Genomic DNA, 19,421 nt, shown 5'->3' with positions numbered 1-19,421 from the left:
GTCAGTACAGACTGTAGTTGATAGTTTGGCCGATACCCTGGACGTTGAGGGTCCCACGGAATATCGATCCACCTTCGCGGCCGACATACAATGTGCGCGTGTTCGTGTCCTGCGAAATCGCGACGAAATAGCGTTCGCCTATTTCAAGATCGATCGGGATGGAGATCTTTTTGCCGTTGTTGTCGATCGCGTAGACACTCATCGTCGATGCTTGATAGCCGATCGTGATTTGCGCGCCATTTCTCCCGCAGAAGCTAGACCATGTGTCGTCGTTGTTGTCGTACGGGATGACCCAAAAGCTCGTCGAGAACACGTTCGGGACATTGACGTCGAAGGTGACGCGAGTCGGGACCGGTTGGAGCGGTGCGGTTTGCACGAAAAGGCCCGACCCGTACTTCCCAGCGCGGTAGCTAACCGTCTGTTGCTCGGAGACCGCCCCATCCTCACCGGGGCCGGAGAAACCCAGTGTGTTGTCGAGCTTGATCGCATAAAGAACGTCGGCGGGTAGAGCCGAGAGTGTTGCAATCTCGGCGCGGTAGTTGATCGACGAGATGTCGCCCTCCGCAGCCCACGGCATCTGTGCCTTGGCGTCGTCCCACGGGAAGGTTGCATCCTTCCAGCGCATAGTGAAGTCGACAATCGCATCGAGACCGATGAAGAGCGTATTCTGCGCGCGGAAGCTCGTCGGAAGCGACACGCTGAAAATGTACTCAGCCTTCGCTTTGCCGTCGTCCATCCGCAGAGAGTCGCCGTAGACCACCATGTTGTACCGCATGCCGGTGAAACCTTTCGACAGTTCGTCCGACTCGTACACAATGTTTGTGTTGTCGAGTTGCGCGACGTCGGTCGTGACGAACGTTGCCTTGTCCGAATAGATGCCCGGCGCGGCGATCGACTTCAGCCAGAACTTGCGCGTACCACCTGCGCCGGCTGTAAGACCAAAGCTTGTAGATTTCGTCTTCGCTACGAACACCGCAGTGGCCCAGGTGTCGCCTTCACGGATCTCGTAGTCGAGGATGTTGTCTTCCGGGTTCGGCTTCCAGCTCATCTCAATCCGGTTCGCCGACTGAACAGCGATGACGCCGCGCACGGAGGAGGGACCATACAACGCGATGGTCTGGATCGTCGGAATCGGCGAGAAGTTGTGGCTCGTGTCGATGGCTCGGATCATGAAGGAGTATGCCCCCCCTGTATCCGTCGTCCATGCGAACTGCGTCGCTGCGTAGTCGGTCACGAGAACAGTTCCGGTCTCCCACGATGTGCCAAGGCGGATCTCATAACCAGCGCGGTCGAGATCAGGGATGGGGTCCCACTTCAGCAGAATGTCGTTCTGACGACGGATCACGTTGAAGTTCGTCACGTTGCTCGGCGGATCATCCTTACCGACGCATCGATAGTTCCACGCGGACAGTTGCGAGCTGCGGTAGTCGAACGTGCTAATTGCCCACACCGTGATGTCGTAGTCGACGCCGCTCTTGCAAGGGCCGAGGAAAATGCTTTCACCCGTCGTGCTCGCAGTGAGCCATGTCGACTGAGAACTCTCTTTCCACTGCACGTCGTAGCGCTTGACGATCGCGTTTGCAGGTGGGTCCCACGATACGAGGATGCGCGCTTGAATCGAGCCGTCCTGACCGATGATCAGTTGCTCCGTCCCGGAGGCCATGACCATGTTCGTCGGCGGGGGTGGGATCAGCGGGTTTTTGAACGAATACTGCTTGCTGCCGATCGGCACGCAGTTGTCCGCTGCTGCTTGCTTGTTGACGTTGACCTCGACAGCCGTAACCTTGTAGGTGTCAGGTTGATTGTCAACTGGCTCGATCGCGATCGTACGAAAGGGTTTCGCAATCCCAAATCCACCGTTGTCCTCGATCGTGAAAACCGTGCGATCCGGAATGTTCGGCGGAATGACGCCGCTCACGATCGTCAACTCAGTCACGGCCCCGGTCTTGCCGGGGTTCACGACGAGGTTCCACAATCCGTCGACAGACTGAAGCCGAAGGTTGTAGTTTTGGTTGATCGTAAAGTAGACCGGGTCGCGCAGATAGATCTTGTTGTTGAAGATGGACTTAATGCGACCGCCCGACGACCAGCCGGTGATCGGGTCGGCGACGTAGATCGGCTTGTAAGGGTCGATGACGCGGCCAAGGCGCGCGGTCATGAACGATACGGTCGCACACTCAGTGGTCGACGTGATCAGCTGATAAGTGGCGCGGCGAACGGCTTCGTGCTCGTTCGTGCAGCCGATCGCCTGAAACTGATAGGGAATGCTGCCGTTGAGCGCGATGTGCTCGTCATATGGGACACGCCGATGGTCGACGTTCCAGTCAATGTCAGGGTTGACGAACTGGACCTCGTAGTCGTTGTAGCGTGTCGACATGTCCGTGAACGTGTAGCTGAAGCCTTCCGGCGTCACGTTCTCGGGCGTGAACATCAAGGTAGGTTCTTCCCACTTGTCGACGCGGAGGTGAACCATGCCTGTTGCGTCGTCGAAGATGACCGCACCAAAGCTGCCGGCGACGTATCGCAGCATGTCAAGGCCGGTCTGCTGGTCGGTCAGAGCGAGGTTGAAAGTGTAGCGCGGTTGCCAGCCACCGCGACCGTCAGGGACCATCTCGTCACACCAGCGCCCCGCATCATAGAAATCGAAGCGGTTGCAGGTGATCCACGGGTAATATTTCGCGAGACCCCATGTGGGGTTCATGATGAGGTTGTACAGAATCCACGCCGGGTTGTTCGTCCACGCGAGCTTGAATGTCCCGTTCCACGGGCCGCTCGCGTCGTACGAGTGCATGTCGCCGTTGTAGTTCGTCGGCACGAGGATTTCCAGCCCGTCGTAGATGCCAGCGAAGTCGGGGATCGAGCTGAACTGGCTCGTCGCCTTGGCGACCAGATGCAGGAGCGCGACTTGGTTGTACGAGCGGTTCCCTTTCGTGACCATCTGGAAGCTTTCCCAGGTCAGGTCGCAGAACTCCGTCGTACTGGCGTCCGGATTCTCCTTCAGTACCCGAATTACCCAGTTGTCGTTGATACGAGGTACGTCCCACGAGTAGTCGACCATGTAGCCGCTCGTGGTCTTGCCGGTAACCTTGATCAATCCGCCCTGAACCTCTGACCACGCGGCGTAGCTGGACGCTGGACGATACTGGATTCGGAAGCGCGCCGTGTTGTTGAAGGAGCCGTCGTTGTTCTGAACGTAGAGGACATTGAACTGCATTCGTACTTGCAGTTGGTCGATCACGCCTTTCAACGACTGGTCGGTCTGTCGGTTGACCCACGTCCCTTGAAATAGCCGCGTGCCGACCTGGGTGTTCGAGCTTTCGCCCCCAAGGACGTAGTTGACCGGAGAGTCGTGCGCGGTGCCGAGCTTGACGCCGAGATTGAACGAGCTGAAGTTCAGCGATCCGTCCTGCGACATGAGAGGCGTCCCGCCGACGTAGAAGGTCTTCATGCCGTCGACCAGTCCTCGAATCGGGCCTTGAGAAAGTCCAAGGACGATCTCGACGACGTCTCGGGAAAACAGGTTGTCGTCCGTTCGCGTGGGCGAGCTGGAGCCACCGCCGCTCGCGCCACGGATGCTCTGGATAGGGCGTTCTTCTTCGACAATCATTATTTGGTTTCGTTATGCGAGCACGCAGTGGAGTGCCTGACCGTCCCCGTTCTGGTTGCAGTAGCCACCAAGGACCATGTTGGAATCGTCGTACCGCTTCGCGTCGACGTTGAACGACAGGTAGTGCCCGAAATGTTTCACGCGGCCGAACAGGAGGGGTAGTCGAGTTCCGATTTTCACGGTGTTCTGGCTGGCAGGGATAATCAAGCTAGAGTTCGTCGCTGAACCTGTTCCCAGCTTAGGTTGTGGGGCGAGCATTGAAATGATCCCGCCAAGCATCATCATCGCGCCCCCCATCATCATGCCGATGCCTACCTGAGCCATCGTGGCCCCTGCTGGACCGGTCCACCATAGGACCGCGCCGACCACGACCATGACGGCCCCAATCAGGATCTGTAGGAAGCCGCCGTTGCCGCCCGCGCCACGCAGGGCAGGGTAGACGTGCAGCTCCGTCTTCTCGGTCTGGACGAATAGCGCGTCACGGCAATCGAAGCCGTCGACGCGCACGTCGATGGGGTTCTCCGCATCAAAGCCGGGGAGCTGCTTCAGCACCGTCAGCGCTTCAGCAGCAGTGGTGGCATGAACTTTAATCGGTTCCGGGTGCAGTTCCTTCAGGGAGCCATGCAGATAGATCGTCTTCATCGAGCAGAATCACCGCGTTGTTTCTGACGTAGTAGCACCAAACATCGTGCTCGCCAATGATGTAGTGGAACCACCTTGGCCACGCCTGAAATGCACGGTAGTCCTCAGCAGATAGGTTAGGCCCCGTGCGCGGATGCGTGTGCCATGTGGCAGCAATTTGATCCTCGTATTGTCGGATAGACGCGGGGGTAATTTCAAAGCCTATTTCGGGTTGCTCATGGACGTTTTGGCACTCGACGATCGACCCGTCATTTAGGAGGAAGCCGCACCGTTCGGTCAGGGGAGTCCAGAGTCTCAACAAGTCGTCGTTCATACTTCTCTCTCAAGTGGGGTGGCAACAGGGTCATGAAGTCGACGGACTCTGTTTGCTCCTGATTCTTGGCTGCGATGTCCGGATGCCGGATGACATCGAGGATGCGGTTCTTCCATCGATCGTTCAGAGGGTCGGCTTTCGATACCTGTCCATACAGGTGATGCAATACGTACTGGTTGCCGACGTAGACGCCGATGTGGTTCGAGATGCCTGTCCTGCTGGCGACGTGCATCATCAACAGGTCGCCGATCTGCAAGCGATTCAACGGCGTGTTGACGAGTACGAACCCCTCACGGTTGAAGTAGTCACCAAGCAAATTGAAGCCATCGTTTTCCCAGGCACACGGCCGAGCGTAGTTCGTCAGCTTCATTCCATATGTCTTGTTCAGCCATCTGCGCACGAGGCCGTAGCAATCATCGCGGCCTTCCACATATGGGATTCCCTCGAACCCTTCAATGTATTTTTCATAGAGAGACATGTGGGAACTCCGGGGGGTAGAAGGCACGCGCCGGCAGATAGAACATCTGTCCGTCGAGTGGGGTGCGCAGTTCGAACGTCGCCATTGAATTGCTCATGCTCAAAGTCTTCGAAACACGCCAGATGTTGATTTGATATCGGCCGACATTGTTTTTTACGTCCTCAAGATGGCAGCGGTAGCGTGTCACTGTTGCGCTGTCGGTCTTGCCCTGTGCAATGAACGCCGAGAAAATGCCGTCAGGGTTGGCAACTGTAAGCTTCGGTCGATTCCACTGGCCGTCCGTGCGAACACCCTCGCCGGCGAGGGTGATCGGAATGGACTCGAATACCATGCCTTGCCAGGTGACTTGATTCTTGGCCGTCATACAAAGAACCGTACCGCCTGAGATGCTGTTGAGTTCGAGCTTGAATAGGTCGACCAATCCATCGGCTGACAACTCGAAGGATTGGGAGACATGGGTATCAGGAAGATCGGCTCTCACGGCATCTCCACAAACTCGATGCTGAATGACTCAGACCACCCGTCGGCCCCTTTCTTACCCTTCGGCATTTCGAGAGGCTTGCTGAAACGGACATTCAAGATCCCCAGCCAGGGGTGCTTATACTGAAATGTCTTGTAGAGTCTGTACGTTTCGTAGAACTCTTTCAGAAGACCCATGTTGTTGAGCGGATTCGTGGTGGTGTCCACGGTGCCGTCCGCGTTGATACCGCGCCACATCGTTTCAAAGGAGAGAACGAACGTGCGTTGTTCCGGAGCGGTGGGGGGTGTTGCGAAGACATACGAATTCCCGAGCTGGATACGCGTGCCAGACTCGGGGTACTTTTCTTCGACCAGATGATTCGGGAAATCGAAAGTGAGTGACGTTGCCATTTACATTTGACCCAGTGCAACTTGCTTGATCAGTTTCTTCGTAGAACCGCCCGTGACGATGTCGTTGCTAATCGCGGCGACGACGTCATTCGGCCCCATCTGTGGCTTCTGATCCGGAGCGACGACCCACACATTGACGTGCTGTGGCTGCTTCTCACGTTCAGGCTTGGGGGCCGGCGTGCTCTTCGAGATGACGCGGTTGCCGTGTGCGTTGAGGTTGTCGAGGAAGTCCGTGCCTACCGTCGACACGGCCCCATCGTTTAGCACATACTCGCCTTCTTTCAAAAGAGCATGTACGGAGTCACGACCGGGCATCCCGCCCGTCACGCTGCCACCCGACACGAAACGCTTCACGCCGGCCGAGCGAGAGACTAGGCCGTTGCTGACAGAACCACCCTGGACAGCTAACGCAGTGCCGGTCGAGGGCATATCGAAGCCACCCGTAGCCGCGGGAGCGGCGGAAGCAGAAGCAGCAGTCCCGAACATGCTGAGGACGCCCTTGATAAGCATGAGCGCGGCCTGCTGTTCGAGGATCTGCAAGACCATCTTCAGGAACGACACGCCGAAATCCCTAACGGCCTGACCAGCGGTCTTCGAGTGGGTGGTCAAGTCATCGAAGAACTGGATCAACGCGTTGTCGGTGCCGTTCAGCATGTTGGCGTATCCGTCGATCGCCATTGAAGTTGCGTTGTGCGTGTCGAGGAAGTTTTTGTTTGCTTCGTTGATGCCCTGCATCAGTGAGAATGAACCCGTGGTGGTCTTCGCCGCCAGCTTCTCCTGCAAACGCTCCTGACTCTCGACAAGTGCGTTAGATTTATCTTGCAGCGCGTTGAGTTCCCCCTGCTGCGCGGTGCGTTCCGTGGTGAGGCGCACGATCGTCGCTTCGAGACGTGCTTGTTCCTCCCGCTTCGCAGGATCAGCCTTCGCCGCGGCGAGCTGCGCGTACAGGCCTGTTGCGGGTGAACCAGCGCCGTCAGCTTCCTCGCCAAGCATCGCCGTCCGGGCGTTGACTTGTTTCCCCAACTGCTCGATTTCGCCGCGCAGTTGGGCGATGTTCGCCTGATATGTGACGAGGTTCCGCGCGTCTACGACGTCCTGATCCGCCGCTGCCTTCATGCTGAGCGATTGACGTTGAACCTGGCTGAACTGGGCTGAGTAGCGTGGATCACTCATGTATGCCGACGCGGCCTGATCGGCAACCACGGGGTACGAGTTTCGCTTCAGTTCGATCGCTTGATTGTTCGAACGAGTTTTCTCATCGCCCTTGAGAGTGGTCATGAAGGCGTTGAACGCCATTCGCGCCCGATCCTCGTCCTCCTTGAACTGCGCAGCCTTAATCTGCTCGTTGAGCTTGCGAACGCGTTCTGTGTTCTTGTCGATCTGCGAACGTACCTTCGCGTCCATCTCGTCTTGCAACGACTGAAGCTGCTGCTTCACGTCGTCAGCGTAGTCGCGGTGGTCGCCAACCTGAAGCGTCGGGCTGGTCCTCTTCAGCGTGTCGATCGTGCGGTTGTACTGGTTCTTGATCAGCTCGACGGCGACGTCGCCAAGCTGCCGTGCCTTGTCTGGGTCGCGGGTAATCCCGGCTTGGGTCTCGACTTCGGCCAGTTGTGCTTGAAGCGCGCGCTGCGCGGCCGAGTTTGTCGCTTTCAACGACGGTGCAGCCTCGACGCGTGCGTTTTCGATCTTGCGCTGGATATCGTTTTGCGCAACCTTCAACCGGTCGATCTGTGCGCGTAGGAATGCCTTCTGGATGTCGTCGTCGGACGCTTCCAGCTGGGTCTGAAGTTGGCGCATAAGCTGGCTGTTGGCCGCGCCTTGACTCGCCAGATCCGGGTTGTTCAGGAGGCTCTGGTAGCGGCCGAACGCACCAGCGCCGCTGCCGATGCGCTGCACGTAGTTGCGCGTCTCAGGCTTGAGCGCGCTGACGAACTCGGTCTCGGTGACGCCGGTTGGATTGCGGAAGTCCATCGACCGCCCGTCTGCGCTTGTAGTGGCCAGCAGTTTGTCGACATAGCCGGGGCCACCGTTGTAGGCCGCGAGCGCGAGCGTCGAGTTGTTGCCGTACTTCTTCAGTTGCGCGTTGAGGTATGCGCGGCCGATCGCCTCGTTGTAAGCGGCGTCGTTCCGGTAGCGCTTGTCGTCCCACGGCAGGCCGGCCAGCCGTGCAGCTTCGGGGGCAGTGTCTGGCATCACCTGGGCGATGCCGATCGCGCCCTTGCTCGACGTGACCGGAAGCCCGTTGGCGTCGAACTGCCGGTTGCCGCTCTCCTGCGTCTTGAGGGCGGTCCAGAGGGCGTCTAGGCGCGATTCCGGCGAGCCGAGTGCGCCCCTCGTACGCGTGACCGCCGCGGTGACTGCGGTGATGATTTCCTGCGCGACGGGATTTGAGTTGGCATAGCGCTGGCTCGCTAGAGACGTGTTCGTTCGATCCAGTTCGTGCTGGTAACCCTGTGCCGTTTGCAGGCCGTTCGTAACCTTCTGGAGATTCGTCAGGAGGTTGGATAGCGCCTGCTCCTCGGCATACGAGTTTGCCTTTTCGGCGTCCGAGATCCCCGGCGTGGCCCGTGCCTGAATTGCCTTCGCGATTGCTGCGTTCACGGCCGTTGCGAAGGCCGATTGGGCGTCCAAGTCGCGCGGTTGGCCGTTGATGCCGGCCGCGTCCACCAAGCCCGCTTGGACCTTGCCAGACACGTCCGCGCCGGCATCCTTCAGGTACTGGATGATTGCCGGAATGGTGTCCTTGTTCACCCCCTCGTCGATGGGCAGATATCCGGTTGACTGCTTGCCTCCCGGCAGGGCGTTGAAGCGGCTCGGCTCATACCCGGACAATGCGGTCTCGTCCATCATGCCGACGCCGGGAGTGCTCATACCCGGCGCGCGTTCGAGCTTGTCGCGTGGCCCGGAGAATGCCCCCTTCTGGAAATCTCCAGCGGCTTGGCCAGCGGCTTCTTTCGCACGCTCAACCATGACATCGAGTTGCGCGCCAAGCACGCTCGTGTTCATCTCGTAGCGCTTGCCAAGCTCAACTTGCAGCCGTTGCAGGCTATCGATCAGGTCTTCGGTCTTGCTGATAGCACTCTTGTCTAGCGTCACCCCATACTTCTCGAACTGCATGCTGACGTCGTCGATCTCGCGCTTGAGCTGTTCAGGGTGCTCGTTGAGCGCGGCCATCTTGTAGCGCAGGGTGTCGATCTGCTTGCCGATGCTGTCGAACGACTGCTTCGAAGAGGTCACGGCATCCTTAGCCGCGTTGACAGCAGTGCGCTGGTCCTCGAATGCCTGCTTCGAATCATTCAGCTTGTTGACGAGATAGACGACGCCAGCCGTCAGGCCCGCAATGGCTCCGACCACGAGGCCGACTTGACCACCCATTGCAGCGAGACCAGCCGCAGCTTCGAAGCCACCAAACGTCATGCCTGCGATGCCGCCAAGCAGACCCCCAACGTACTTTAGGCCGACTGCGAGTGCTCCGGTTCCGATCAACGTGCCAACTGTCTCCGTGACACCTGCGTAGTTCTTCAGCGCGGTTTCGGCACTCGACGTAAGGTCGAGCAGGTGCTTCAGGCCATCGAGCAAAGGCGTGAATCCTTCGCCGACCAGCAGCGACGTCTGGTTCTTGAAGCGGTCATACTGCGCGCCGAGCGTTTCCATCTGCTCGGCGTTCGCGCGCACTGCGGCGTCGGTGTGGTTGAGTGTCGACGAAAAGTCGTTCATCTCGGACAGGTTGCCCGAGAGCGCCGTGAAGGCCGATGCACTGCGCGCCTCGAATGCCTGCATGGCGTCGGCGGCAGTAAAGCCCGCATCCTTGAGGTTCTTCAGCGCACCGTACAAGCCTTGGGACTTGACGTTGATATCCTCCTGCGTGAGACCCAGCTGATCCAGCGTCGCCTTGAACTTCTGGCTCGGCTTTTCGAGGTCGATCAAGAGCTGACGCAGCCCGCCACCAAGTGTCGCACCCGAGGCAGTACCAGTGTTCGTAATCGACACAGTCGCCGACAGCATTTCCTTGAATGAGACGCCGGCTTCACTCGCGGTTTCACCAGCGGTTTCGATAGACGTCTTGAGCTTGTCCATCGTCAAGCGCGAAGAATTGACCGCTTGTGCGATCATGTTCGTCACCTGAACCGTATCGCTCGCGGAGATCTTGAATGCGCCGAGCGAGCCGGTAACGGTGTCAACCGTCTTGTTGAAGTCTTCGCCCGTTGCGGTGGCGAGGTCAGCGACGCCGCGCAGTGCTACACCGAGCTGATTGGTGGTCACACCAGTCTCCGACAAGGCGGCAGCTGCCTTGGTCAGATCCGTGGCGCTGTAGCGTGTCGCATTCGAGACAGTCTCGATGGTTGAAGCGAGCGAGGCGAGCTGAAGATCGGTCGCGGAAGTGATCGTCTTGAGGTGCGCCAGCGCTTCTTCGTACTGGATCGTATTTTGCAACGCGGACGTGAATGCAGTCTGCACTCCACGGGTCACGCTGTAGTTGGCGAGGAGGGCGGTCTGCGTCAGCGCGACTGATGCTCCACCATCGCCAAATGTCTGGCGATAGCGACGAGCACGCGTGGCTGCGTCCTGCTCATCCAGGAATTCCGGACTGTTGCGACGGTTGTTCTCGGCGTGTGCGTCACGCAGGCGCATAAGCGTCGCGCGATCGGGACCAAACTGAGCAGCGGCGCGTGCCGCTGCCTCGTCAGCCTGCTGCTGCCGGCGACGATTCTCTCGAATGGCACTATCCCAATCGTCTTCGAGCTTCTTCTGTGCTGTCTTCGACCGTCTATGGTCCTCAAGGATTGCGGCATCCCAGTCAGCCAGGAATTTTCGTTCCGTAGCCTTGTCGCGCTTGAGGTTTTCGAGATGCGCTGAATTCCAGGTCTTGTCAAACGACGCCTCGGCATCACGCGCGCGCTTGTGGTCTTCAACCTGCGCGGCCCGCAGTTGTCTTTCGAACGTGGCGTCGGCGCGTTGTGTACGCTGACGGTCTTCGACAATGGCTTGATTCCATGCCTTTTCGATCGCGGCTTGGCGGCTACGTTCCTCAGTGAGTGCTGCGGTCCAGTCCTTTTCGAGTTGCTTGCGCTCATTACTCAGGGCTTTCGCCGCTTCACGCTCGGCGCGCTGCTGAGCACCGACCGTAGTGCGCAGCGACGTCGAGAGATCCGCCTTGTCGGCGTTCACGATGGCTAGTTGGGCCTGCGCGACATCAACGTTCTGGCCGCTGTCGAGCGCGCGGCCGAGGCGCACGCGTGCCCCGCGCTCGCGCAGATCGATTTCCTGCTTCAATTGGTCGAGACGCTGCTGGCCATCGCGCATGTCACGCTTCGCCGCTGCCTGAGTCGCGGTGTCGCTGTCGATGATCGCTTGCTTGTACCGCTGCTGGGCGTCGGTGATCCGCGCCGTGATCTCGTAGATCCGCGTCGCGGCACTCATCTGCGCCGTCGAGTATTCGCGGTTCGCCTCTTGTGCGACCTGAAGTTGCCGCTCGAGGAGCACGCGGCGTTCCGCGGCGGCATTGAGTGCGGTTAGCTGTTCGAGCTGCGCACGATTGTCGGAGCCGAACAGTGCTTGCGAGCGCGTGCCTTGCACCAGGGCTTGGTTGATCTGCGCCTGCGGCCCGCCCGTACGCACCGTCGCGAGCATGGTTCGCATGTCGCGCTGAAGACCACCGATCGCGGCCAGGATGTTGGATTGACTTGGATCGGTGGAAGAGACGCCGGGGATCGAGATCTGCTTCGCGATCCCGCTGATGTCGTTGAGGCGCTTGAAGATCTCGGTGAGGAGGGTCGAGAGGGACTGCGCGTCCTGAAAGATCTTCGGACCAAGGGATAGGTCCAGTTGCCCCTGTTGTACTTGATTCTCGCCCGCCATTTATCGTTTCCCGAAGACTGCTGCCAACCGGCGTTGGGCGTCCGCGAAGTCTTTGGGCACGTCTTCTTGGGAGGATTCGGATGTGCTCGAAGCAGTCCCTGTGCCGAGGACTTCGGAGAGAAGGATCGCCAACGTCTGGAACTGTTGCACGTGGTTTGCTTGGCATTCGCCGAGCTTCAACCGTGTGCGGATTTTAATGTCCTCGCGACTGTACTTCCAGAAAATAATAGGCAGTGCAGAAGGAACTGTATCGAATGCCCAGCACACTGCCTCGCTGAAAGTGAGGTCGCGGAACCAGTCCGTGTATGCGGTTAGCTTGCCGGGTTTTCGGCCAGCTCTTTCAGGGCCTTCAACCGGCTTTCCTTGTCCTTGTGCCCCGTGACGATTCTCTCCATCGTCCGGACGAAAAAATCTGTCGCGTGCTGCGATACCCAGTCGAGCAGGCGTTCACCGTCTTCGATGGACATCTCGATGCGATTGACGTTGATCGGCTTGACGACGTTACCTTCTTCGTCTCGATCGGAAAGCACAACCATCAGTACAAAATCGCGAAGTTGAGAGTTCGCGGTGACTTGCAACGCGCCTTGAGCATCTCCAATACCTCGGCACAGTTCATTGAGCAAGCCAAAGGACATGAACAAGATCTTCTTCGCGCCGGCCAGGGTGATTTCGAGTTTTGCGGGCGGGGCTTGTCGCGTGGTGGTGGTCGACATGTTTTGGTTCCCTAATGAAAAATCCCCACGATTATGAGTCGCGGGGATTGGTGCTTCAAGGTTTTTCTCCGTACCGGAGTGAACCTTAGTTTGCCGACGCCAGCATCGCTTGCCCGAACGGCAGGAAGTCGTCGTAGAACGGGTCCGTCGAAACCAGATCGTACGGCTGGAACTTGTACGGCAGGTTGCCGAATGCGTCGGTCTTGAACGCCAGCGTGAAGCCGCCCGTGATTCGGATCTTCGGGATCAGCAGTGCGACCGGCGTGTTGTCGGCCAGGTTGCCGACCACCTTCGCGGCGAGGAACGGCTGGTTGGCCTTCGAGCCGATGCCCACGACGTTGACCTTCTGGACCACCGTGCCGATCGGCAGCTGGTAGTCGAACTTCTGCGAGCTGACGACTTGCAGCGTCTTCGCCGTCGAGTCGATCGTCTTGACCTTGGCGACGAGCATCCGGTCGCTGTAACCCGGCACAACCGCCTGAATCCAGTCGCCGACCGCGAAGCCGGTGGCCGATGTGACCGGCAGCGTGTCCGCGCCGGCAGCGTTCGCGGGCACGTCGGCGTTCAGCGTGGTCTTGACTGTGGACGGGGTCAGTGCCGAACCGTCGAGGCCCAAGCCGTACGCGAGGTTCTTCGACGTGTGCTCGAACACTTCCATCGTGGCGGTCACGGGGTTGCCGGTCATCACCGAGTAAACGACGCTGTTCTTCACACCCTGCGTCAGCTCGGTGTATGCCGGCTGGCCGCTGATCGTGAAGTTTTTCACGAGACCGATCGAGTGCTCGTCGGGATTGAGGTTGAACAGGTCAGCTTGGGGGCCGATCATCACGGTGGCCGACCCCAGCATGAACTTTTCGGACTTTGCTTCACCAGCCATCGTTAGTTCTCCGGTTTAAAATTCTGGTGGGGCGATCCTACGTGTGATACCTTCCCGAATCAAAGGTTTTTATTGGTATATGGAGGAACCACGCAATGGAGTTGGAAGAGCGCGAAGCCTTTACGGTACGCATCCCCGTCACGCTCGACGTTCAGATCAAGCAGCGTGCGAGAGTTAACCGTCGAACGCGGAATGCAGAGATCATCCATCTGCTTGAAACTGCGATCGACAATGCTACGAGCGCCGATCAAAAGCTCATCAGCAGCATTACGAAGAAAGATCCGCAGTAACCGTGGACGATGCCATGAACGCGACCCACTTCATGGATCGTCCCAGCCCACCGCCTACGGGCAAGACGCGAACGCCGTTTTGCACCACCATCGTCCCCAGCTTTTCCCCCTTCAACGCATCGAGCACGTCGATCGACTTCGTCGGTAGCAGCCGCTGAACCAGTGCGCTCATCACTCGCGTGAGATCAAAGTCGTTTGTATCGTTCTCGGTCGCGACACCAACGACAGCTGACACCGTCGTCAGATGTTCGTCGAAGTCGAGCGAATACTGTGCGACTCCAATCAGATTACCGGACGGTAGCTTGTCGTAGTCGTTGTAAGAGTCGAAGAAGACGGGTTGAAGCGCGATGCCCGTCGAGGCCTGAAGGCTTGTCGCCTGGTCTGCGCAGAATCGCAGGAGACTCGACAGATGATCGCCATAGAGGTTTTCGCTTTTCATAGGTATGGTTTGACTGCTCGGTTGATGATCGGAAAGATCATGTTCTGCTGATACCAGAGGATGTATGCGCTCACCAGCGGGCGGTATGCACCGCGCCGGTTGTTCGTCAGCTTTGCGGCGAGGTTGTTTGTCTCAGGCAGATACTGCTCCACCATGTTGGCGACCATCACGTTCATGTTATTGAGCTTCGGTAGCCAGTCGACTACGATGCGAACGGTATCGGACGGACGGCTGTAGTATCGTCCACCGACCTTGACCCCATTGCGCATCGTCCCAGCAGGGTAGCGGCCAAGGCCCTGCATGCGAGTCGCGTCGATTGTCACCTTTACCTCGCCGAAATACTGCGACGGGTTGCCGAGACGCATCAACTCGTTACGCAGCGAGTTCTTTATCTGCTTGGCATCACCGATGTGCTTGCGGCGCATACGACGTGACTCAGGACTGTTCTTCACCCGGCGCGGGAGGGTGCTGTACTGGAAATAGTTGACGTGATCATTCTTCTCGTAATGGAGATAGAAGTACGTCAGTTCGTTCCAGTGAGCGCCTACTTGACCGAGCCACATGGGTGGGTCGGACGAGCCGATCGAACCGGTCCCGACAAGGTCGGTGAAGAAAGAGTCCAGCTTCTTCGTTATCTCATCCTTGATTTTCACCGAAACCTTGTCGGCGTAATCGGCAAGGCTGTTCGTGACGTTCTGAAAGATAAAGTTCTGGACGAACTGCATCACGCTGTCTTGAACAGCCTTGACGTCTGCCATTACTCAGCCTCGGCCACGGTGACGCCCAGCTCGAACTTCACATTCGAGACGCGATAGTTGTTCGGCCCGATCAGGTCACCCTCTTGCAACGGGAACCCGGTGATGACTCGATAGCGCTGACGCTTAGAGTTACTGACGTCAGTGGTCTGGCCGAGCGGGCGTACGTCGTACCACGTCTTACCGATCATCGACATCGCCTCGTTACGTGCGAAGCCGGACACGGGGTCGGTCTGGCGCGAGATACGTTGAACATCCCCGTTGAACGGGAGATGGAACATACGGAAGATCGCATCGTTTGCCGTCCGGCTGAAATCCCCGAGGACGTAGTAGAACCCGAGGTCGTTGACCGTGTCGCCGGGGTTTGCGACAGAGCCACGGCGCACATGAAGCATGCGTTGGGGCGTCGTGAACTGCTCGGACGACGACTTCGCGGACGGTGAGGAGACGATGCCGTACACCTTGGCGTTGCCTCGTGATACGTTCACGAGGATTCGGGTGAGCTGAGGTAGAGTGGTCATGACTAGCCTGTCACCGGGTCAGTTGGGGAGGAGACCACGAAGATCGTCGGCGTCACGGCGACGGATCGGGCCAGTGTGTCGCTCAGCTGCGCGAGGCTCGCGCCGAGTTGAGTTGTCAGGTCTTCCTTCAGCTTGTCTAGGTCGACCCAGTCCCAGCGTGAGAAGTTCGAGTTCTCAACTTGTTTCGACTGCACGAGCCGCAACTGGAAGGAGGGCAATGCGTCGATCGCGGCGCGCGCGGCGAGAGCGCGATTCGCGGCCGAGCGCGTACGGCTGTCCCCGACCACGAGGGCGTTTGTGAAGTCCGTACCATAGTCGGCGCGCAGCGAGTAGTACGCCGGGATCAGGTCGATCGCTTCGTCTGGCAGCTCGTCGACGGAAACCCCCATCAGACCGCGCACGGCGTCCGCATCGGCGCTCATCGGTATGAAGGGGTGTAGACCATAGGCCACCTGCTGCTGGCGGCTCTGCCCGGACGTTTTGAAGGCGAGGAAGACGAATCGGGTCTCGGTGTCGTTTCCCGCGGTGATGCCGTTCACGTGAGCTGGCAGCAGGATTTGGGCGGTCGTGCCCGGTACATCGAGCGCAGCGTGGTCCAGGCCGGCCAGGACAGCGCCGCTCTGGTCACGCACGGTGTACGTCACGGAACCGGCATCAGGTTGGGCTTGCACGCCACCGGCCATTAGCTCGACTTCGAAGGTCAGGTCTTCACCAGCCTGGAACCACTGCATGGCGCGTCTCCTTACGAGCGGCGACGGCGGGACGTTGCCGGGGCGGCTTCGGCATCTTCACCGGCCTCGGTCGGCTCGGCGTCGATGCCATATCGAGCGAGGAACGACTCGTTGGCCACGTCGAAGTCGCCATCTGCTTCCTTCAAGAAGCGGACGTATTCGGCGTCCGTGGCGTCGGGCTTCAACTCCGCGACGATCTCAACCTGATTCAGACCGACACGAGTGTTGATGAACGGGGTTTGACGAACGACCGAGGGGCGGAAAGCGTCCAGCTCGTCGCCGCTCATGCCGTCGAGCAACATGAACTTGCCAGTGGTGTGTGCGAGGATCTTCTTCATCTTCATCATCTATCCATAAAAGGACATAAAAAAGCCCGCCCGAGAGGGGCGGGCTTTCAGGCTCTCGACCGGAGGTTTACGCGGTCACGTCGAGGACTTGGCGCGTGTCCGGGAACGCCAGCTTGTAGCCGGTGTTTTCCGTACGCACGTAGGTGATCGACTGGTTCAGGATCGAACGCTCGTTTTCCGAGATGTTCGAGCCGGCTTCGATCAGCTCTTCCAGCGTTTCAGCCTTCGTGAAGCCGACCAGCTTTCCTTCCGGCACCGCCGACGACAGGTGGAAGTTCACCGACTGGTTGAGGATCGGGACCTGGGTGTTGATCTTCGGCGTACCTTGCGCAACCAGCGCTTCGATATCGGTCGCATGCGCGCCCGAGATGCCCGTCACCGGCTGGAACATGAACAGCAGCTCTACGAACATGTCGTAGTTGCCGATAATCGTGTCGATCGGGTAGCCAGCCTTCGCGCGGGCCATGAGCCACTTCGCGAGCGCCTTGTAGTTCGACGAGAATGCCTTGGTGGCATCGCCGCCGAAGTCCGATACCTTGACCACGCCAGCTGCACCATTGACGCCGTCGCCGTTGATCAGGATGGCCGTCGCGGCGCGCACCTTCGAGATCTCCAGCTCGCGGCCGACGCGCGCTGCAAACGGCGTCATGATGTCGAGCGAAGCACGGCGGTTGAATTCGTACGAGGTACGATAGCCCGAGCCGTGCTTGAAGATGCCGACCGTCTGCTGCGACGTGCGGATCGTGCGAACCGGGATGCGGCCCAGTTCCGGGATCGTATGCGTCGTGCGCTCGTTCGAGTCGTCTTCGACGAACGTCGAGATCATCTCGGTGCCGTTGATCGTGCGCGACTGCGCGACGAGCGGAGCGACCTGTTCGATCTGGTCCTGGCGGTTCTTCCAGCGCAGGATGTCGTCCATGACTTCCGGGAACATCGCGCGGGTGCCCGGATACGTCTGGAACGTTTCCGATGCAGCTTGCAGCAGGACGCCTTGCGAGAGATCCTGGCGGACGGGCAGGTTGAGGTAGGCGAGCGCAGCTTCGTAGCCGTTCAGGCCATCGTAGCGGCCTGCGTCGTCGGCACGGCGCGGGTCGATCGCGAGCGTGAGATAGTCACGCAGGTTGAGGCCCGAGTCTGCGGCGAGGCGCACGAGGCGCTGGCCAGCGTTGATCGAGCGCTGGACGTCGGTGGTGTCGTCCGGTTTGAGGCCGGCGAGAACTTCCGCAGGTGCGCGGCGTTCGATGTCGATCAGATCTGCCATGTTTTGATCCGTTGTCAGTTGTTTTTGAACCTTCGTCAGCCCGGTGGTGGTCGGAATTGACGAGGGTTTTGCAGCTCTTCCAGCAGATGAACCCGGTGGTGGGCGAGGTCATCTGCCGCCATTCTTTACAGCTCGATCGCGACCACGTTGCCGCTGGCCAGCACTTCGACGACGCACCACGGCGAGTAACCACCGAATGCGTCCTTCGCAGGGTCGGCCTTGCGAACCGTGCCGCCGCCACCGCCGACGAGGCGGTCACCCGGCGTCGCGGCGTAGCCCGCTTTGACCAGGAAGTCGAGGCCACCTTCCAGCGAGACGGTGCCGACGTTCAGGCCTTCGGTCACGCGGTTTTCGATCGTTTCGAGTCGGCCGGCGAGCAGATCACCGTCGCCGGCCAGCTTCACCGTATTGGGCGCGGTCGGGTCGATCGACACTGCCTTGCCTTCGTCCTGACCTTTCTTGATGCCCGCGGCCAGGTTGAACGGATACTGCGAATCCTCATCGTAGAGACCACGAAGGGAGACGCCGTTACCGATAGCGTTGCTCATGAATTACCTCTCGTGTTGCGGGTTCGCTTAACGCGGCGCGGACTTGAACGCGCTCGACGCGTGAAGCGTCGTCCCCTTCGTTGCACCAGTGCCGGTATCGGACCCTTGCGAGCGGCCACCGTTGCCGGCACCCGCTTTCAGGACTTCAACCTGCGCTTCTGCGGTCGCGAGCTTCGCCTTCAGATCGGCGACCTCGGTTTCAGCAGTCTTTGCCGAAGCTTCCAGCTCCGTCACCTTCGCTTGCGACTCGGCCAGCGAGGTTTGCGCTGCCTTCAGCTCCGTACCTTCCTTCAGCGTCTTGTTCTCGGTGCTCAACGCCTCGTTGGTCGTCTTGAGCGCCGCGATTTCCGCTTCTTTCAGCGAAATCGTGTGTTCGTGAATCTTCTGGCCCGCCTTCAGGTTGGCCAGCTCTTCGATCAGTTCCTTATCCATCTTCGTCGTACTCCGAGGGGATGTGGTGGTGGTGGCAATCAGCATCAAATGCTCGGGTGCGACGCCCGAAGCTGCCAAGCGGTCATACTGCTCTTGGCCGAGCCGCTGCTTCGTGCGGCCCAAAATCTTCGCGTTGTTCGCTGCGCCTTTCGACACGAGCGACGTTTCAGTCCATCGATCCAGCCCGTTGATCTTCAGATACGCGCCGTCTTCGCCGAGCACGTGATCATTGCCGCACACGCGGTCGTAGAAGTTCGAGAAGCTGGCGTCGGGGCCACGCCAGTCCCAACTGCACTTCGAACAGAGCAGCTGTTGGCCGACAAACCCTACGCTGACCTCGTCGATGATCCCGTTGTCGAGCTTCGCGACATTCGGATCGTCTTTCGGCAGGTAAAAGAGGCAGACCAGTTCGCTCGATCCGTCGCCGAGCGTCGACGGGAGGACTTCGCCGTAGAAGAATCGACCGAGGGGGAGTTCGTCTCCGTTCGGGTGAAGGGTCTGGAGGGGGACAAAGCCGCCGCTATTCAGATAGCTGGCCATCTGGTTGAGCGTGTCAACCTGGATCTGGCCTTTGTCGAAAATCGAACCGGGCTTCGTCAGCGGGCGCGTGTTAGTGACCGAGGCTTCGAATACGACGATCGCGTTGAAGTCGACCTGATCACCCCCGTTGTTGCGGGTGATCAGATTCTGAATTCTCGGTGTGATCGGAACGCTCTTAGCCATGCCAGTGTGGTGCTT

General features: G+C 59.1%; 18 protein-coding genes. 1 reads left to right on the top strand and 17 read right to left on the bottom strand.

Annotation, left to right across the window (positions count from 1 at the left end; translation table 11 throughout):
- Window position 1 precedes the first annotated feature (1 nt).
- The 9 genes from DIE06_RS18410 to DIE06_RS18370 all read right to left on the bottom strand — a co-directional run bounded on the left by DIE06_RS18410 (window position 2) and on the right by DIE06_RS18370 (window position 13,359).
- Entirely contained in the window at window positions 2-3,607 is a 3,606-nt protein-coding gene (locus tag DIE06_RS18410) for a host specificity protein J (RefSeq protein ID WP_124662584.1), read from the bottom strand.
- A 12-nt stretch (window positions 3,608-3,619) separates the two neighbouring features.
- On the bottom strand, window positions 3,620-4,249 hold the full coding sequence (locus DIE06_RS18405) for a hypothetical protein (protein ID WP_124506405.1): 630 nt from the start codon (window positions 4,247-4,249) through the stop codon (window positions 3,620-3,622).
- Complete coding sequence (locus DIE06_RS39555; protein ID WP_124662583.1) at window positions 4,194-4,562, bottom strand: Mov34/MPN/PAD-1 family protein; 369 nt, start codon at window positions 4,560-4,562, stop codon at window positions 4,194-4,196. The genes DIE06_RS18405 and DIE06_RS39555 overlap by 56 nt, the downstream gene beginning before the upstream one ends.
- Window positions 4,498-5,040 (bottom strand): NlpC/P60 family protein, encoded by a 543-nt coding sequence (locus tag DIE06_RS18395; RefSeq protein WP_124506403.1) that lies wholly within the window; start codon window positions 5,038-5,040, stop codon window positions 4,498-4,500. Before DIE06_RS18395 ends, DIE06_RS39555 begins: the two co-directional genes overlap by 65 nt.
- Window positions 5,027-5,521, bottom strand: a complete 495-nt coding sequence (locus DIE06_RS18390) for a hypothetical protein (protein WP_124662582.1) — start codon at window positions 5,519-5,521, stop codon at window positions 5,027-5,029. The genes DIE06_RS18395 and DIE06_RS18390 overlap by 14 nt, the downstream gene beginning before the upstream one ends.
- Window positions 5,518-5,910: a hypothetical protein gene (locus tag DIE06_RS18385; RefSeq protein WP_124662581.1), complete on the bottom strand. Its 393-nt coding sequence runs from the start codon at window positions 5,908-5,910 to the stop codon at window positions 5,518-5,520. Before DIE06_RS18385 ends, DIE06_RS18390 begins: the two co-directional genes overlap by 4 nt.
- Entirely contained in the window at window positions 5,911-11,769 is a 5,859-nt protein-coding gene (locus DIE06_RS18380) for a phage tail tape measure protein (RefSeq protein ID WP_124662580.1), read from the bottom strand.
- 311 nt (window positions 11,770-12,080) lie between these two features.
- On the bottom strand, window positions 12,081-12,482 hold the full coding sequence (locus DIE06_RS18375; protein ID WP_124662579.1) for a hypothetical protein: 402 nt from the start codon (window positions 12,480-12,482) through the stop codon (window positions 12,081-12,083).
- 85 nt (window positions 12,483-12,567) lie between these two features.
- The gene (locus tag DIE06_RS18370) at window positions 12,568-13,359 is read right to left on the bottom strand and encodes a hypothetical protein (RefSeq protein WP_124506398.1); all 792 of its coding nucleotides are present in this window, start codon (window positions 13,357-13,359) and stop codon (window positions 12,568-12,570) included.
- 95 nt (window positions 13,360-13,454) lie between these two features.
- Here DIE06_RS18370 and DIE06_RS18365 point away from each other — a divergent pair, with 95 nt between their 5' ends.
- Window positions 13,455-13,649 carry an Arc family DNA-binding protein gene (locus tag DIE06_RS18365; RefSeq protein ID WP_038728891.1) on the top strand — a complete coding sequence of 65 codons (195 nt, stop codon included), beginning with the start codon at window positions 13,455-13,457 and terminating at the stop codon, window positions 13,647-13,649.
- Here the strand turns inward: DIE06_RS18365 and DIE06_RS18360 are convergent.
- The 8 genes from DIE06_RS18360 to DIE06_RS18325 form a co-directional block, all read right to left on the bottom strand.
- Window positions 13,627-14,088: a hypothetical protein gene (locus DIE06_RS18360; protein ID WP_124506397.1), complete on the bottom strand. Its 462-nt coding sequence runs from the start codon at window positions 14,086-14,088 to the stop codon at window positions 13,627-13,629. The two genes, DIE06_RS18365 and DIE06_RS18360, sit on opposite strands and share 23 nt — an antisense overlap.
- The gene (locus tag DIE06_RS18355) at window positions 14,085-14,846 is read right to left on the bottom strand and encodes a hypothetical protein (protein ID WP_124662578.1); all 762 of its coding nucleotides are present in this window, start codon (window positions 14,844-14,846) and stop codon (window positions 14,085-14,087) included. Before DIE06_RS18355 ends, DIE06_RS18360 begins: the two co-directional genes overlap by 4 nt.
- A complete protein-coding gene (locus tag DIE06_RS18350; protein WP_124506395.1) occupies window positions 14,846-15,364 on the bottom strand; it encodes a hypothetical protein in 519 nt (172 codons plus the stop codon). Before DIE06_RS18350 ends, DIE06_RS18355 begins: the two co-directional genes overlap by 1 nt.
- A gap of 2 nt (window positions 15,365-15,366) precedes the next feature.
- Window positions 15,367-16,095 carry a hypothetical protein gene (locus tag DIE06_RS18345; RefSeq protein WP_124662577.1) on the bottom strand — a complete coding sequence of 243 codons (729 nt, stop codon included), beginning with the start codon at window positions 16,093-16,095 and terminating at the stop codon, window positions 15,367-15,369.
- Window positions 16,096-16,106: 11 nt separating this feature from the next.
- Window positions 16,107-16,433, bottom strand: coding sequence for a hypothetical protein (locus DIE06_RS18340; RefSeq protein ID WP_124506393.1), 327 nt, complete (start codon window positions 16,431-16,433; stop codon window positions 16,107-16,109).
- 76 nt (window positions 16,434-16,509) lie between these two features.
- The gene (locus tag DIE06_RS18335; RefSeq protein ID WP_124506392.1) at window positions 16,510-17,703 is read right to left on the bottom strand and encodes a hypothetical protein; all 1,194 of its coding nucleotides are present in this window, start codon (window positions 17,701-17,703) and stop codon (window positions 16,510-16,512) included.
- A 125-nt stretch (window positions 17,704-17,828) separates the two neighbouring features.
- Entirely contained in the window at window positions 17,829-18,251 is a 423-nt protein-coding gene (locus tag DIE06_RS18330) for a hypothetical protein (RefSeq protein WP_124506391.1), read from the bottom strand.
- 27 nt (window positions 18,252-18,278) lie between these two features.
- On the bottom strand, window positions 18,279-19,406 hold the full coding sequence (locus DIE06_RS18325; protein ID WP_124662576.1) for a hypothetical protein: 1,128 nt from the start codon (window positions 19,404-19,406) through the stop codon (window positions 18,279-18,281).
- Window positions 19,407-19,421 lie beyond the last annotated feature (15 nt).

The sequence above is a fragment of the Burkholderia sp. Bp8998 genome (genome assembly GCF_003854235.1).
Taxonomy (GTDB): Bacteria; Pseudomonadota; Gammaproteobacteria; order Burkholderiales; family Burkholderiaceae; genus Burkholderia.
This window is presented reverse-complemented; position numbering and strand designations above follow the sequence as displayed.

Bases quoted from the DNA above. Each gene is read 5' to 3' on its own strand.
- DIE06_RS18410 (WP_124662584.1), bottom strand. From the start codon at position 3,607: ATGATTGTCGAAGAAGAACGCCCTATCCAGAGCATCCGTGGCGCGAGC.
- DIE06_RS18405 (WP_124506405.1), bottom strand. From the start codon at position 4,249: ATGAAGACGATCTATCTGCATGGCTCCCTGAAGGAACTGCACCCGGAA.
- DIE06_RS39555 (WP_124662583.1), bottom strand. From the start codon at position 4,562: ATGAACGACGACTTGTTGAGACTCTGGACTCCCCTGACCGAACGGTGC.
- DIE06_RS18395 (WP_124506403.1), bottom strand. From the start codon at position 5,040: ATGTCTCTCTATGAAAAATACATTGAAGGGTTCGAGGGAATCCCATAT.
- DIE06_RS18385 (WP_124662581.1), bottom strand. From the start codon at position 5,910: ATGGCAACGTCACTCACTTTCGATTTCCCGAATCATCTGGTCGAAGAA.
- DIE06_RS18380 (WP_124662580.1), bottom strand. From the start codon at position 11,769: ATGGCGGGCGAGAATCAAGTACAACAGGGGCAACTGGACCTATCCCTT.
- DIE06_RS18375 (WP_124662579.1), bottom strand. From the start codon at position 12,482: ATGTCGACCACCACCACGCGACAAGCCCCGCCCGCAAAACTCGAAATC.
- DIE06_RS18370 (WP_124506398.1), bottom strand. From the start codon at position 13,359: ATGGCTGGTGAAGCAAAGTCCGAAAAGTTCATGCTGGGGTCGGCCACC.
- DIE06_RS18365 (WP_038728891.1), top strand. From the start codon at position 13,455: ATGGAGTTGGAAGAGCGCGAAGCCTTTACGGTACGCATCCCCGTCACG.
- DIE06_RS18360 (WP_124506397.1), bottom strand. From the start codon at position 14,088: ATGAAAAGCGAAAACCTCTATGGCGATCATCTGTCGAGTCTCCTGCGA.
- DIE06_RS18355 (WP_124662578.1), bottom strand. From the start codon at position 14,846: ATGGCAGACGTCAAGGCTGTTCAAGACAGCGTGATGCAGTTCGTCCAG.
- DIE06_RS18350 (WP_124506395.1), bottom strand. From the start codon at position 15,364: ATGACCACTCTACCTCAGCTCACCCGAATCCTCGTGAACGTATCACGA.
- DIE06_RS18345 (WP_124662577.1), bottom strand. From the start codon at position 16,095: ATGCAGTGGTTCCAGGCTGGTGAAGACCTGACCTTCGAAGTCGAGCTA.
- DIE06_RS18340 (WP_124506393.1), bottom strand. From the start codon at position 16,433: ATGAAGAAGATCCTCGCACACACCACTGGCAAGTTCATGTTGCTCGAC.
- DIE06_RS18335 (WP_124506392.1), bottom strand. From the start codon at position 17,703: ATGGCAGATCTGATCGACATCGAACGCCGCGCACCTGCGGAAGTTCTC.
- DIE06_RS18330 (WP_124506391.1), bottom strand. From the start codon at position 18,251: ATGAGCAACGCTATCGGTAACGGCGTCTCCCTTCGTGGTCTCTACGAT.
- DIE06_RS18325 (WP_124662576.1), bottom strand. From the start codon at position 19,406: ATGGCTAAGAGCGTTCCGATCACACCGAGAATTCAGAATCTGATCACC.